The organism is Streptomyces coeruleofuscus (assembly GCF_039532725.1).
GTDB classification, from domain to species: domain Bacteria; phylum Actinomycetota; class Actinomycetes; order Streptomycetales; family Streptomycetaceae; genus Streptomyces; species Streptomyces coeruleofuscus.
In genome coordinates this window covers 145,696-159,800 of sequence record NZ_BAAASE010000014.1, presented here as the reverse complement: position 1 = coordinate 159,800, position 14,105 = coordinate 145,696, and the positions used below count along the sequence as shown (strand labels likewise).

At 72.9% G+C, this 14,105-nt stretch carries 13 protein-coding genes and 1 pseudogene; 9 read left to right on the top strand and 5 right to left on the bottom strand.

Going from position 1 to position 14,105, the window contains the following annotated elements; genetic code table 11:
* Window positions 1-200 precede the first annotated feature (200 nt).
* The 5 genes from ABFX81_RS37745 (at window position 201) to ABFX81_RS37725 (ending at window position 5,090) form a co-directional block, all read left to right on the top strand.
* Entirely contained in the window at window positions 201-785 is a 585-nt protein-coding gene (locus ABFX81_RS37745; RefSeq protein WP_086846715.1) for an Rv1733c family protein, read from the top strand.
* A gap of 122 nt (window positions 786-907) precedes the next feature.
* Complete coding sequence (locus tag ABFX81_RS37740) at window positions 908-1,876, top strand: acetylxylan esterase (protein WP_346139336.1); 969 nt, start codon at window positions 908-910, stop codon at window positions 1,874-1,876.
* Between the two features lie 131 nt (window positions 1,877-2,007).
* Window positions 2,008-3,171: a serine hydrolase domain-containing protein gene (locus ABFX81_RS37735; protein ID WP_346139335.1), complete on the top strand. Its 1,164-nt coding sequence runs from the start codon at window positions 2,008-2,010 to the stop codon at window positions 3,169-3,171.
* 130 nt (window positions 3,172-3,301) lie between these two features.
* The gene (locus tag ABFX81_RS37730) at window positions 3,302-4,063 is read left to right on the top strand and encodes a GntR family transcriptional regulator (protein ID WP_086855285.1); all 762 of its coding nucleotides are present in this window, start codon (window positions 3,302-3,304) and stop codon (window positions 4,061-4,063) included.
* A gap of 205 nt (window positions 4,064-4,268) precedes the next feature.
* Window positions 4,269-5,090, top strand: a complete 822-nt coding sequence (locus tag ABFX81_RS37725; RefSeq protein WP_086855284.1) for an alpha/beta fold hydrolase — start codon at window positions 4,269-4,271, stop codon at window positions 5,088-5,090.
* Here ABFX81_RS37725 and ABFX81_RS37720 read toward each other — a convergent pair.
* On the bottom strand, window positions 5,056-5,862 hold the full coding sequence (locus ABFX81_RS37720; RefSeq protein WP_346139334.1) for a class I SAM-dependent methyltransferase: 807 nt from the start codon (window positions 5,860-5,862) through the stop codon (window positions 5,056-5,058). The two genes, ABFX81_RS37725 and ABFX81_RS37720, sit on opposite strands and share 35 nt — an antisense overlap.
* Window positions 5,863-5,866: 4 nt before the next feature.
* On the bottom strand, window positions 5,867-6,430 hold the full coding sequence (locus ABFX81_RS37715; RefSeq protein ID WP_086855283.1) for a helix-turn-helix transcriptional regulator: 564 nt from the start codon (window positions 6,428-6,430) through the stop codon (window positions 5,867-5,869).
* A 70-nt stretch (window positions 6,431-6,500) separates the two neighbouring features.
* On the opposite strand from ABFX81_RS37715, the gene ABFX81_RS37710 reads away from it, so the two are divergent.
* The 4 genes and pseudogenes from ABFX81_RS37710 to ABFX81_RS37695 form a co-directional block, all read left to right on the top strand.
* The gene (locus tag ABFX81_RS37710) at window positions 6,501-6,899 is read left to right on the top strand and encodes a nuclear transport factor 2 family protein (protein ID WP_086855282.1); all 399 of its coding nucleotides are present in this window, start codon (window positions 6,501-6,503) and stop codon (window positions 6,897-6,899) included.
* A gap of 69 nt (window positions 6,900-6,968) precedes the next feature.
* Complete coding sequence (locus ABFX81_RS37705; protein WP_086855281.1) at window positions 6,969-7,796, top strand: methyltransferase; 828 nt, start codon at window positions 6,969-6,971, stop codon at window positions 7,794-7,796.
* Between the two features lie 247 nt (window positions 7,797-8,043).
* On the top strand, window positions 8,044-9,186 hold the full coding sequence (rho, locus tag ABFX81_RS37700; protein ID WP_086847771.1) for a transcription termination factor Rho: 1,143 nt from the start codon (window positions 8,044-8,046) through the stop codon (window positions 9,184-9,186).
* A gap of 96 nt (window positions 9,187-9,282) precedes the next feature.
* Window positions 9,283-10,200, top strand: a pseudogene (locus ABFX81_RS37695) (D-alanyl-D-alanine carboxypeptidase family protein); the annotation flags it as partial.
* 59 nt (window positions 10,201-10,259) lie between these two features.
* On the opposite strand, the gene ABFX81_RS37690 reads toward ABFX81_RS37695, so the two are convergent.
* The 3 genes from ABFX81_RS37690 to ABFX81_RS37680 all read right to left on the bottom strand — a co-directional run bounded on the left by ABFX81_RS37690 (window position 10,260) and on the right by ABFX81_RS37680 (window position 14,074).
* Window positions 10,260-11,645 (bottom strand): glycosyltransferase 87 family protein, encoded by a 1,386-nt coding sequence (locus tag ABFX81_RS37690; protein ID WP_086847740.1) that lies wholly within the window; start codon window positions 11,643-11,645, stop codon window positions 10,260-10,262.
* Complete coding sequence (gene mptB, locus ABFX81_RS37685) at window positions 11,642-13,036, bottom strand: polyprenol phosphomannose-dependent alpha 1,6 mannosyltransferase MptB (protein WP_086847743.1); 1,395 nt, start codon at window positions 13,034-13,036, stop codon at window positions 11,642-11,644. The genes ABFX81_RS37690 and mptB overlap by 4 nt, the downstream gene beginning before the upstream one ends.
* A 114-nt stretch (window positions 13,037-13,150) precedes the next feature.
* A complete protein-coding gene (locus ABFX81_RS37680) occupies window positions 13,151-14,074 on the bottom strand; it encodes a glutaminase (RefSeq protein WP_086847745.1) in 924 nt (307 codons plus the stop codon).
* Window positions 14,075-14,105: the final 31 nt, after the last annotated feature.

Genomic DNA, 14,105 nt, shown 5'->3' with positions numbered 1-14,105 from the left:
CGCCGCGGCCGGCCCGGGCACTCCGGCCGGAGGGCTCCGGCATGCGGCAACCCGGGCCGTGCCGAGCGATCGATGTGTGTCGGAGGGGTACCTGACCCGTGTGGGCACTCGCACGCGTGACGTGACGCGCAGGGAGCGGCGACGCCGCCACCGCACGGCCGGTCGGGCCCTCCGGCCGCGGTGACGGCGAGGAGGTCGACATGCGAACCCGGGTGCGCGGCTGGCGCTGGCGGCGCAGTCCGCTGCGGCGCCGGTCGGATGTCGTCGAGGCGTGGACGGTGCTGGTGGTCGCCGTCCTGATACTCGTGGGCGCGCCTGTGGTCGGGGCGGCCGCCGCCTGGTGGGCCCATGGCGAGGCGCGGTCGGTCTCGGCGGAGCAACAGGCCGAGCGCCACCGCGTCCGGGCCGAGGTGGTCGGCAGGAAGGACGAGTCGCTGCCGTCGGTGCAGGCCGGCGGGCAGCACGCGTACCGTGCCACCGTGCGCTGGACCGAGCCGGGCGAGGGCACGCGCACCACGACGGCACGGGTACCCGGGGACACCCGGCCGGGTGAGGTCGTGGACGTGTGGTTCGACTCCCGGGGGCGGAGTGTGACCCCGCCGGTGGACGGCACCGGCGTCTGGCAGCACACCCTCACCATGGGCACGTGCGCCGCGGTCGGCGAGGTGCTCGTGGTGCTCCTCGCCCACTCCGCCGTGCGCCGGGTCGCCCTGCGCCGCCGACTGGCCGAGTGGGAGCGGGAGTGGGCCCGCACGGAGCCGGAGTGGACGCGTCGCGACGCGTGATGCGACCGGCGAACGGCACGTGGACGGGCCACGGGAAAAGTCCTGGCGAGCCCTCCGACCACTCACGTAGTGTGATCATCCGCACTGTCTCCGCAGCCGTTCCTCACCCAAGGCGGTCCTACATGGCCCAGTTCGACCTTCCTCTCGACGAACTCCGCGAGTACCGCAGCGCGTCGACCGAGCCCGAGGACTTCGACGCGTTCTGGTCCAAGACGCTCCAGGAGGCGCGGGAGTACGACCTGGACGCCCGCTTCGAACCGGTCGACACGGGACTGTCCACTGTGCAGGTGCTCGACGTGACGTTCGCCGGGTTCGGCGGTCACCCGGTCAAGGGCTGGCTGATCCTGCCGGCGGGGGCGGACGGCCCGCTGCCGCTGGTCGTGGAATTCATCGGCTACGGCGGAGGCCGCGGGCTGCCGCACGAGCATCTGCTGTGGGCGTCCACGGGCCGGGCGCACTTCGTGATGGACACCCGCGGGCAGGGCAGCGCCTGGGGCGGGGGCGGCGGCACGGCGGACCCGGTGGGCGGCGCGCCCGCGTACCCCGGTTTCATGACGCGCGGTATCGACGCGCCGGAGAACTACTACTACCGCCGGGTGTTCACGGACGCCGTGCGTGCCGTGGAGGCGGCCCGCTCGCACCCCCTCACCGACCCGGCGCGCACGGTCGCCGTCGGTGGCAGCCAGGGCGGGGGCATCACGATCGCGGTGGGCGGTCTGATACCGGACCTGGCGGGCATCGCCCCGGACGTGCCGTTCCTGTGCGACTACCCGCGCGCGGCGACGCTCACGGACCGTCACCCGTACCGGGAGATCGCTCTGTACCTGAAGACGCACCGCGGCCGTTCCGAGCAGGCGCTGCGCACGCTCTCCTACTTCGACGGTGTCCACTTCGCCACCCGCGGCGCGGCTCCCGCGCTCTTCTCGGCCGCCCTGGAGGACCAGACCTGCCCGCCCTCGACCGTCTTCGCGGCCTTCAACGCCTGGAACCACGAGGACAAGACGATCGAGGTGTACGACTTCAACGACCACGAGGGCGGCGGTCCCTTCCAGGAGGCGGCCCAGCTCCGCTGGATGCGTTCGCACATCTGATCCCGCCGCCGGCCGGCGACTGATCCGGCCGTTTTCACCGGCGCAGCCTTCCACCAAGTCCGACCAGTCGGTACGTTCTTCGCGCCCGGGCCGCCCATCGGCGGCCCGGCCCGGCGAGTGGTGGAGGGGCCATGTCCGAGAACGAGGCACAGGTACACGGTCACTGCGACGCGCGTTTCACGGCGGTACGCAGGGCGTTCGAGGAGAACTTCCGGGAACGGGGCGAGCTGGGTGCGGCGGTGGCCGTCACCGTCGGCGGCAGGACGGTGGTGGACCTGTGGGGCGGCTGGGCCGACGCGGCACACACCCGGCCGTGGGAACAGGACACGCTGGTCAACGTGTGGTCCACGACCAAGGGACCGGTGGCGCTGTGCGCGCACATCCTCGCCGACCGGGGGCTGCTGGACCTCGACGCGCCGGTGGCCGCGTACTGGCCGGAGTTCGCCGCGGCCGGCAAGGAGAAGGTCCTCGTCCGGCACCTGCTGTCCCACCGCGCCGGTCTGGCCGGACTGCGTGAACCGCACTCGCTGGAGCAGCTCTGCGACTGGGAGCTGACCACGCAGCGGCTCGCGGCGACGCAGCCCTGGTGGGAGCCGGGAACCACGTCCGGCTATCACGCGCTGACCTACGGCCATCTGGTCGGGGAGGTCGTACGGCGGGTGTCGGGGCTGATGCCGGGGGCCTTCCTGGAGCGTGAGGTGACCGGGCCGCTCGGCATCGACTTCCGCCTCGGCCTGCCGGAGAAGGACTACGGGCGGGCGGCCGAGCTGCACCAGCCACCCGTCGCGACGAGCAGTGAACAGGCCGCTGTCTTCGCCCAGTTGGCACCCGCGGCGATCGCCGCGCTGACCAACCCCCCGGTGTCCGCCGCCGGGGCAGGCACGCCCGGGTGGCGGGCCGCCGAGATACCCGCGGCGAACGGTCACGGCACCGCGCGTGCGGTTGCCGAGCTCTACGGCGTCTTCGCGGGGCGCGGCTCGTACGGGGGCCACCGCGTGCTGTCCCCCGAGACGGCCGAGCGGGTGCGCGAGGGACAGGGCAGTTGCCGGGATCTGGTGCTCGGCGCCGGGCTGGGCGAGACGGAGGCGGGACTCGGGCTGTGGCTCAGCGGTTCCAGCGGCTCCTACGGACCCAACCCGCGCGCTTTCGGTCACGACGGCTTCGGTGGCTCCTGCGGGCTCGCGGACCCGGAGGCGGAGGTGTCGCTGGGGTACGTGATGAACCGTATGGGGCCTCATATCGTGGACGACCCGCGGAAGATGGCGCTGATCGACGCCCTGTACCGCACGCTCTGACGGCCGGCGCGGGCGGGCCGGTTTCGGCCGAACCGCCCGGCCGCCCTTCCCTGCTGGTTTAGACCAATGCTAGATCTGGTGGCGCACCGAGCCCGCACGGCTACCGAACGTCACCAACAGGAGGCGCGGCATGGCCCGCACCACCCCGCACGACCACCCTTCGGCCGGAGGAGAGCCTCTGTACCGGCGGATCGCCACGGAGTTGCTCTGCGAACTGCGCGACGGCACCGTGCCGCCCGGCGAACGGCTCCCCGGCGAACGGCGGCTGGCCGGGCACTTCGGGGTCAGCCGGGAGACCGTACGGCAGGCGCTGGAGCTGCTGCGCCGCGACGGGCTCGTCGCCACCGACCGGCGCGGCAGCCACGCCACGCTGCCCGGCCTGCCGGTCGAGACCCCGGCCTCGCTCACCTTCCCGGTCGGTGCCCGGGCCGTGACTCCCGGCACGGTCGCCCGCGCCACCGTGGCCTGGGAGCCGCCCCGTCCGGACCACGCCGAGGCCCTGGGACTGGCCCCGGGCCGGCCGACCCTGATCCACCGCTACCGGTACGCGACGGCCGACGGACGCGGTCTGCGCACCGCCGTGACGTCCTTCTCGGCCGTGGCGCTCGCGGAGGTACGGGAGCTGGCCCGCTACCGCGACCGCGCCGACGGCACCGCCGCCGCGCACCTGCGGCGGGCCTACGACTGGATGCGCCGGGCCGGTCTGACCCTGCACCACCGCGACGCCATCACCCGCCTCACGAGCACGCCGTCGGTCCGGGTCACGCGGCGCGTGCACGACCAGTACGCGCGCCCGCTGGAGATCACCGACCTGGTGGTGGACGCCCAACAGGACGCGCTGGTCTACGAGTTCACCCTGCCGGGCCGGACGCCGACGCCGAGCGGCGCCTGAAGTGGCCGGGGCCGCTCACACCCCGGGCCGGTTACGCCCCGGCACCGTCGAAGCGCGTTGGTCACTCGTTCGGCGGACCGCTCACGCGGATTCCCGCGGGGCGGGGCCGGTCCCCGGCCGGCACCGGCGGCGCTAACCCGGGATCACGGAGATGATCGAGAGGAAGCCCAGGATCAGACCCCGATGCCCACCGAGAGGATGCTTCGTGAGCACGTTCACCACGTCCGACGGAACGGAGATCTACTACAAGGACTGGGGCGAGGGGCAGCCCGTGGTGTTCAGCCACGGCTGGCCCCTCAACGCGGACGCCTGGGACGGGCAGGCGCGTCTGGTCGCCGAGCACGGGTTCCGGGCGATCGCGCACGACCGCCGCGGGCACGGCCGCTCGGGTCAGCCGTGGCAGGGCAACCACATGGACCAGTACGCCGACGACCTGGCCGAGCTGATCGAGGCGCTGAATCTCGACGACGCGGTCCTGGTGGGTCATTCGACCGGCGGCGGCGAGGTGGCCCGCTACATCGGGCGGCACGGGACCGCGCGGGTCGCCAAGGCCGTGCTGCTGGGCGCGGTGCCGCCGCTGATGCTGCGGACGGAGGCCAATCCGGAGGGCACTCCGAAGGAGGCCTTCGACGGGATCCGCGCGGCCGTGGCGGCGGACCGCTCGCAGTTCTACTGGGAGCTGAGCGAGAGCTTCTACGGCTTCAACCGGCCCGGGGCCGCCGTGTCGGAGGGCGTGCGGCGGGCGTTCTGGATGTGGAGCATGCAGGCCGGGCTGAAGGGCGCCTACGACTGCGTCGCGCAGTTCTCGGAGACCGACTTCGCCGAGGACCTGGGGCGGATCGACGTGCCGACGCTGGTGGCGCACGGCGACGACGACCAGATCGTGCCGATCGGCGCCTCGGCCCAGCGGACCGTCCAGCTCGTCAAGGACGCGACGCTGAAGGTGTACCCGGGCGCCCCGCACGGTCTGGTGGGCGACTTCGAGAAGGCGTTCAACGACGATCTGCTGAGCTTCCTGCGCGACTGACCGGTCCGGCGTCCGGACTGACTGACCAGCCCGGTGTCCGGACTGACTGGCCCGGCGTCCGGGCGACGACCAGGCGCACCCGAGGGCTTCCGTCCCGTCGCCGCCCGAACTCCGGCAGCGCCTGGAGTTCCACCCGGAAGCCGGCCCGGGCGAGCTCACGCCGTACGTCCCCGAAGCGGAACGCGCGGTAGTACATGACGAACGGAGGCCGCCACAGCGCGTTGCGCACCCGCATCACCGCGTCGAAGACGAGCAGCATCCAGTAGCCGATCGAGCCCGGGCGGGGCGGGGCCACCAGCGGAAACGCGAAGCATCCGCCCGGCCGCAGGACGGAGCGGACCTGCGCGAACAGGCCGGGCAGCTCGCGAGGCAGGAAGTGCCCGAAGGCCCCGAAGCTCACCACCAGGTCGAAGGCGGACCCGAAGGGCAGGGCGCGGGCATCCGCACGGACGAAGGAGACCGGCGGCCCCGCCGGCCGGACCCGCTCCCGGGCCACGTCGAGCATGCCCGTGCTGAAGTCGACACCGACGACCCGCTCCCGGCACACCCCTGCCAGCACGCCGACCCCCGCCCCGGTGCCGCAGCACAGGTCGAGCCCGGCGTCGAAGGGTCCCGTCCGCCGCAGCGCCGATTCGACGGCGTCGAGGACCGCGTCGGGCGTCCGGAACGGGGTGTGGTCGAACTTCGGCGCGAGGAGGTCGTAGCCGCGCTCGACGGACGACAGCGCCTGGACGGCGAGCTCACGCAGGCTGGGGCCTTCGGGGCTGAACATCGGCTCAGCCTAGGGGAGCCCGCTGTGTGAGGATCGTCAGTACGCGCGCGCACCAGCGGAGGTTCTCCTCCTCGAAGGCGATGCCTCCCATGAGCGTGAGGTACGGGCCGATGCGATCGGCCTCCCGCAGGTACTCCTCCTCGCTGCGGCCGGCCAGGAGGCGTTCGCGGACACGCTCGTAGCGTGCGAGCTTGCCGCGCGACCACGCCTCGCGCTCCTCGACCAGCGCACGGGTGGCCTCGAAGTCCGCTCCGTCCATGGCCTGGATCTTGATGAGGAGTTCGTCGCGGATGGCGGTGGGCCGGCGGGGCGGTGTGACGGCGAAGGCGCGCAGGTCCTGGCGGCCCGCCTCGGTGAGCGTGAACATCCGCTTGTCGGGCCGCCGTTCCTGGCGTACCTCCCTGGCCTCGATCAGCCCGTCCTGCGCGAGACGCTCCAGCTCCCGGTAGAGCTGCTGCGGGGTCGCGGCCCAGAAGTTCGCGAGCGACACGTCGAACACCTTGGACAGCTCGTAGCCCGAGGCCTCGCCCTCCAGGAGAGCGGCCAGCACGGCGTACTTGAGAGACATGTGGACACGGTATCAACGGTTGATTAATCTACTCCGCACCTACTCAATTAATTGACTAAGGCGGGGTTCGATGCGTGCATTCCGTGAGGCGGTCGAGGCACTCGACCTGGACGCCGCCGAGGCGCTGCTGGCGCCGGACGTCGTCTTCACCAGCCCGGTCGTGTTCAAGCCGTACACCGGAAAGCCGATCACGGCGGCGATCCTGCGCGCCGTCTCCGGTGTCTTCGAGGACTTCCGCTACGTGCGCGAGATCAACGACGTGAACGGCCGCGACCACGCCCTGGTCTTCACCGCGCGGGTGGGCGACCGGGAGATCAACGGCTGCGACTTCATCCACGTCGACGAGGACGGGCTCATCGACGAACTGACCGTGATGGTGCGCCCGTTGTCGGCGGCGCAGGCGCTGGCGGCTGCCATGGGCGCGCAGTTCGAGCGGATCGCCGAGGAGGCGCGGACGCGCTCGGTGTGAGCGACACGTCCGGCGGTCCGTTCCCCCGATGTGCCGCATCCCGCCGCCCGTTCGCGGTTGGATGTCCCCATGACGTCCGCCGAGCACGACCGGCTGATGCGGGCCAACCAGGAGAACTGGGACGCCCGCACGCCCGTCCATCTCGCCAGCCGGTTCTACGGTCTCGACCAGGACCCCGATCCCGAGCGCTGGTTCGCTCCCTGGGAGTGGGAGGACCTCGGCGCGCTGACCGGCCGTGACGTGCTGCATCTCCAGTGTCACCTCGGCACGGAGACGATCGCCTTGGCGCGGCGCGGCGCCCGGGCCGTCGGCCTCGACTTCTCCGAGGCGTCCGTGGCGGCCGCGACCGGCATCGCCGCGAAGGCCGGCGCGGACGCGACATACGTGCGGGCGAACGTGTACGACGCCGAAGAAGCCCTGGACGGGCGGCGGTTCGACATCGTCTACACCGGCAAGGGCGCCCTGTGCTATCTGCCCGACCTGAACCGGTGGGCGGAGGTCGTCGGCCGGCTCCTGCGTCCCGGCGGGCGGCTGTACGTCGTCGAGTTCCATCCACTGCTCAACTCGCTCGGCCCGAAACCCGCTCCGGGCGAGGGCCCCGAGCTGCTCCTGCGCCACGACTACCTCGGCGGCGACGGTCCCGTGCACCGGGACGCGACCCACACCTACACGGACGGCCCGGCCGTCGAGGGCGCCACGGACAGTTACGAGTGGATGCACGGAATAGGTGAGGTCGTCAACGCGTTGACGGAAGCGGGACTGACCGTCCGGCGGTTGCGGGAAAGCGACGAACTTCCCTGGCCGCGCTGGCCGCAGATGGTCCGTACGGAGTCCGGCTGGTGGCGGCTGACCGCGCCTCGGATCCCACTGCTGTACGGCCTGCTGGCCACACGCTGACGCGCATCTCCCTCCCCCGGCGCCCCGCCGGGTGGTAGCCTGCAAACAGCACTCGTGCACGCCCCCTTCTGTGGGCGCCGGTGCGGTTCTCCCTTTCTCTCCATCATTTCCAGCACCTGACGCGCTCTGTCGTATCCCAGGTGTTGTTCCCCGCCGCCGGAGGCGTGCTCCAGGCCCTCCCCTCGCGGCCCTCTCCCCCTTCCCTTCGCATGTCCCATGCCTGCCGTCCGTGAAAGGACACATCACCATGACCACCACACTCGACACCCCTCCCACCCAGCAGCAGACCGAGCCCCGGACCGCCCTCGGCGTCCTCGACATCGACGCGAGCGGGAAGGGCCACCTGCGCGGCGAGGACTGCCTGCCCGCGCCCACCGACCCCGCGGTCTCACCCGCCCTGATCCGCCGCCACGGCCTGCGCAAGGGCGACCTCGTCGAGGGCGTTCCGGGCGACCGGCGCGGTCTCACCGACGTCGCACGGATCGACGGCCGTACGCCCGCGGAACTGCGCGGCCGCCGGCACTTCCGGGACCTCACGCCCCTGCATCCGCACGAACGCCTGCGCCTCGAACACCCGGGCGCCGGACTGGCCGGTCGGGTCGTCGACCTGATCACGCCGGTCGGCAAGGGCCAGCGCGGGCTTCTCGTGGCCCCGCCCAAGACCGGCAAGACCGTCATCCTCCAGCAGTTCGCGGCCGCCGTCACCGGCAACCATCCCGCGTGCCGGCTGATGGTACTGCTGCTCGACGAGCGGCCCGAGGAGGTCACCGACATGCGGCGCAGCGTGCGGGGCGAGGTGTACGCCTCGACCTTCGACCGGAGCGCCAAGCAGCACATCGCGCTCGCCGAGCTCGTGATCGAGCGGGCCAAGCGGCTCGTCGAGGCGGGCGAGGACGTCGTGATCCTCCTCGACTCCCTCACCCGGCTGTGCCGGGCGCACAACAACGCGGCCGCCTCCGGAGGCCGCATCCTGACCGGCGGCGTCGACGCGTCCGCGCTGACCGGCCCCAAGCGGTTCTTCGGCGCCGCCCGGTCGGCCGAGGAGGGCGGTTCCCTCACGATCCTCGCGACGGCGCTGGTGGAGACCGGTTCCCGGGCCGACGACTTCTACTTCGAGGAGCTGAAGAGCACGGGCAACATGGAGCTCCGCCTGAGCCGCGAGCCGGCGTCCCGCCGCTTGTTCCCGGCCGTCGACATCATCCCCTCCGGCACCCGTCGCGAGGAACTCCTGCTGCCCCCGGCCGAGTTGGCAGCCGTGCACGGACTGCGGCGCGTGCTCCTTAACCGGGACGGACAGGGCGCCCTGGAGACCCTCCTGGAACGCATGCGCGACACCCCGGACAACGCGACGTTCCTGCGGCGCATCCAGCCGACGCTGCCCTCGGACTGAGGCACGGCCGTCGCGCCGGCCGGCTCGGCCCACGCCGGCCCTGACGTTCCTCTGCACCGCGCGGCGTCGCGATCACCACCGCCACCGCCGGCCCTCATGTGCGGCATACGGGTGCTCGCGCGTGGAGTCCGGCCCGGTCGTCGCGGCGCGGAGCACATCCGTTTCTACGTTGATCATATGATCATCGGATTCTCTTCCCGGGTGGCCGTGTCCGCCTGTGCGCTCTGTGCGGCAGGGTTTCTGGCCCTGATGCCCGCCGCGGCGGCCGGTTCCGGCCGGGCGGAACCCAGTCCGCCGGCCGGGCCGAGGGCGGCGGCCCCGCACCCCTCGCTGCTGTACCGCCCCGGCACGCAGGTCCGCCCGCGCGCCGGGGCGCCCCGTCTCCCGAAGACCTCGGCACTGTCCTGGCTGGTGGCCGACGCCGGCACCGGCGAGGTGCTCGCCGCCCACAACGCGCACCGCAGGCTGCCCCCGGCCAGCACCCTGAAGACGCTTTTCGCCCTCACGGTGCTGCCCTCGCTGCCGCCGGGCATCCGGCACACGGTCCGCGAGGAGGAACTCCGGGGCGTCGGAGCCGGCAGCAGCCTGGTCGGGCTCACCGAGGGCCGTACCTACCGGGTCGCCGACCTGTGGCGGGGTGTCTTCCTCAACTCCGGCAACGACGCCGTGCACGTCCTGGCCGAACTCAACGGCGGCTGGCGGGCCACGGCCGAGCGCATGCAGGCCAAGGCCCGGTCCCTCGGCGCCCGCGACACGCGCGTGGTCTCCCCGGACGGCTACGACGCGCCGGGCCAGGTGTCGTCGGCGTTCGATCTGGCGGTCTTCGGCCGGGTCGGGCTGCGCAACCCCGACTTCGCGCGGTACTGCGCCACCGTCGAGGCCCGGTTCCCGGGCGGCGGAGCCTGGTCGTACCCGATCCGCAACACCAACCGGCTGCTGAGCGGCGCCCGTGGTGTGAGGCCGTATCGGGGGCTGATCGGCATCAAGAACGGCTACACCAGCAAGGCGGGCAGCACGCTCGTCGCGGCGGCGCGGCGGGACGGGCGCACCCTCGTCGTGACGGTGATGAACCCTCAGGAGGGCGGCGGGTCCGCGGTGTACGAGGAGGCCCGCTCGCTGCTCGACTGGGGGTTCAAGGCGGGCAGACGGGTCGATCCGGTGGGTTCGCTCGACGCGTCGAGGGCTGCCGCGCCACCGGCGGCGAAGACTCGGCCGGCCGTCGCCGCTGCCGTGCCGGAAGAAGCCGACTTCGGCTGGACGGAAGCGGGGCTGATCGTGGGGGCAACCGGGTTGGGCGCGGCGGTCGTGGTGCTCGTGCTGCGGATGCCGGTCCGCCGGTCCGGAGGCTGCTGACCGGCCGGCAGCCACAGCAGCAGGCCCAGGGTGATCCAGGCGTAGGTGTTGCTGCCCAGGAACCCGTCGACGCCGGACGCGTCGTCGAACCACAGCCACACCACGCTGGTGCACAGCACCGCGTACAGGGCGCCCGCGATCCGGGCGTGCCCGGTGCGGATCAGCACGGCGAAGGACGGCAGCAGCCACACGAGATGGTGCACCCAGGTGATCGGGCTGACGAGACAGGCGGCGAGGCCGGTCAGGGCGAACGCCGCCGTCCAGTCCCCCGCGGCGACGGCCCGGCGGGCCCGCAGCACCCACACGCCGAGGACCAGCAGGACCGCCGCCGCCCACACCACCCGGTCCGGTTCGCCCAGGCGGGCCAGGATGCCCTGCACCGACTGGTTCGAGACGTAGCCGAGGCGGCCCACCCGGCTGGTGTCCCACAGCGCCTCGGTCCAGTAGAAGCGTGAGGCGTCGGGGTCCGCCGATGCCGCGAGGGCCGTGGCACCGAGCGCGACGACCGTGGCGACGGCCGCCGCGCGCCACCTCCTGGCCACCAGCAGCAGACCGATGAACAACGCCGGCGTCAGTTTGATCGCGGCCGCGAGCCCGATGCCGACGCCCGCCCAGCGTGTGCGTCCGGTGGCGAGCAGCGTCGCATCGGTGAGGACGAGAGTCAGCAGCAACAGGTTCACCTGGCCGAAGCTGAGGGTGTCGCGCAGCGGTTCGAACAGCGCTAGGGCGCAGGCGGCCAGGGCCCAGCCGTACCAGCCGTGGCGCCGCCAGGCGGGCCCGGCGAGCAGCCGCAGGACCAGCACCAGGGCCGCCAGGTTGAGCAGCAGGGCGGCGGCGATCGCGGTGTGGAGGTCCAGCAGGGCCATCGGCAGCATGACGACGGCGGCGAACGGCGGGTAGGTGAAGCCGTACGTCGTGCCGGGGACCCGGTAGTCGTAGATCCGGCCGCCGTGGTGGACCCAGTTGTCGATGCTTCCGTAGTAGACGCGCAGGTCGAACCAGTCGCGCAGCAGGGGCACGGTCGCGGTGAAGACCGTCACCAGCGTGGCGAGGGCGAGTACGAGCAGCAGTCGTCCGCGGTCGGTGCGCGGCGGGGCCGGGGTCATGCCGCACGTCCCAGTGCCGGTGCCAGCTCGGCCTGGTGGGCCTGCCACAGCACGACGACCGCGAGTGCGCCGCCGGAGACGGCCAGCACGAGTTGCCCGGTGTCGGCCGGGCCGCCGCTGGGCAGCACGCAGAGCGCGAGCACGCCGGTCACGGCCGCCACGCGGTGGCGTACGGTGGCGCTGGGCGCGGCGGCGGCGATGAGGAACAGGCCCCACAGGGCGTACCAGGGGCGGATCGCCGGGCCGAGTGCGGCCACCGCCGCCAGGCTCAGGCCCAGCGCGTACACCGGTCGCGGGCGCAGCCGGAGCCAGATCAGGACGATCGCGGCCCCGGCCGCCACGACGCCCAGCGCGTGCCAGGCGGGGACGGCCAGGGGCGCGAGATCGCTGCCGAGGTGTTCCAGCAAGGCCCCGGTGGCGCGGCCGAGCAGGGTGGTCAGGGCCCAGTTCTGGGGCGAGACGGGGGTGTTCAGGGCGCCGATCCAGCCGTATCCCGTGCCCGCCGCGGCCGTGGCCGCGACGGTCGTCCCGGCGGCCGCGACGGCGGTCGTCACGAGGGCCTTCGCCGTACCGCGGCCCGCGCGGACCTGGAGGACGACGACCGCGGCGAGACCGAGCACGGCGGGCGCCTTGACCAGCGCGGCGAGCGTGACGAGGACGGCGCCGAGGTACGGCCACCGGCCGAGCGCCGCCACCAGGCCGATGCCCAGCAGGCCCAGCATGACGGCGTCGTTGTGGGCGCCCGCGACCAGGTGCAGCAGGACGAGCGGGTTGAGGGCGCCCAGCCACAGCGCGGCGGCCGGGTCGGCGCCGCTGTGGCGGGCGAGGCGGGGCAGCGCGGCCGCCATCAGGGCCACGCCGGCGAGCGCGACGAGGCGCATCCCGAACAGTCCGGCCGGCACTTCACCGCGCGTCAGCGCCGACAGGGCCGCCGCGACGGCGAGGAACACCGGGCCGTACGGGGCGCCGGTGTGCCGCCAGAGCGGGGCGACCTCGTCGGCGAGCGGGCCGCCGAGGTGGGACGGCCCGTGCGCGTACACGTCCATGTGCGCGTCGACCATCGCCCCCTGGGCGAGGTAGCTGTACACGTCCCGGCTGAACAGCGGCGGGGCGAGCAGCAGCGGGGCGGCCCAGACGGCGAGGACGAGCAGCAGGGCGCGGGGAGCGGGCGGTCTCGGTCCTCGGACCAGCCGGCCCAGCAGCACCCAGGCCGCGATCAGCAGGACGAGTCCGAAGTACACCCCCACCAGGCCGAGGGCGGCGCGCGCGGAGGCCGGGTGGAGGAGGTCCCGTACGGGCAGGGCTCCGGCCGTCTCACCGCCTGCCGCGAGGAAGGCGGTACCGGCCAGACCGAGTATCTGGCAGCGGCGGAGATCGACGGGGAAAGCCATGGCCAACACTCGGGCAGCGTGTCAACGCGAGGTGGCTGCGCGGCGACGTGGAGCCCTCCGGAGAGGAGCGGGGGTGTGACCGGCCGGTGATCAGGTGAGGGCCAGGAGGTTCTGTCAGAAAACTGACACTCCGGTCAGCGTCGTGAATCTGTCCAGGGCCGCCACGCCCGCCACCGAGTTGCCCCGTTCGTCCAGGCCCGGGCTCCACACGCACAGCGTGCAACGGCCGGGGACGACCGCGATGATGCCGCCGCCCACGCCGCTCTTGCCGGGCAGGCCCACGCGGTAGGCGAAGTCGCCCGCCGCGTCGTACGTGCCGCAGGTCAGCATGATCGCGTTGATCTGCTTGGCCTGGCTGAGGGTGAGCAGGCGGGTGCCGTCGGCGCGGATGCCGTGCCGGGCGAGGAAGGCGGTGGCGAGCGCGAGGTCGGCGCAGGACGCCGCGATCGAGCATTGCCGGAAGTACTGGTCGAGCAGGACCGGCACGGGGTTGTCGATGTTGCCGTAGGACGCCATGAAGTGCCCGAGCGCGGCGTTGCGGTCACCGTGCGCGGATTCGGAGGCCGCGACCTCCTTGTCGAAGGTGAGGTCCTGGTTGCCGCTCTCCGCCCGCAGGAACGACAGCAGTTCGCCCGACGCGTCGCCGGTACGGGTGTGCAGCCGGTCGGTGACGACGAGGGCGCCCGCGTTGATGAACGGGTTGCGCGGGATGCCGTTCTCGTACTCGAGCTGCACCAGGGAGTTGAAGGGGTTGCCGGAGGGTTCGCGGCCCACGTGTTCCCACAGGGCATCGCCCTCGCGGGCCAGGACGAGGGCGAGGGTGAAGACCTTGGTGATGGACTGGGCGGAGAACGGCCGCCGCCACTCCCCCACGCCGTACACCGTGCCGTCCGGCTCGGCGACGGCCATGCCGAAGCTGCGCGGGTCACAGGCGGCGAGCGCCGGGATGTAGTCGGCGGGCCGGCCACGGCCCGGGGTCCGTTCGATCTCCTCGGCTATGCGCTCCAGGACCGGCTGGAAAGTGGTTGACGACGTCATGATCTCGATTGTCCCTCCGTGCCGGTCCCGG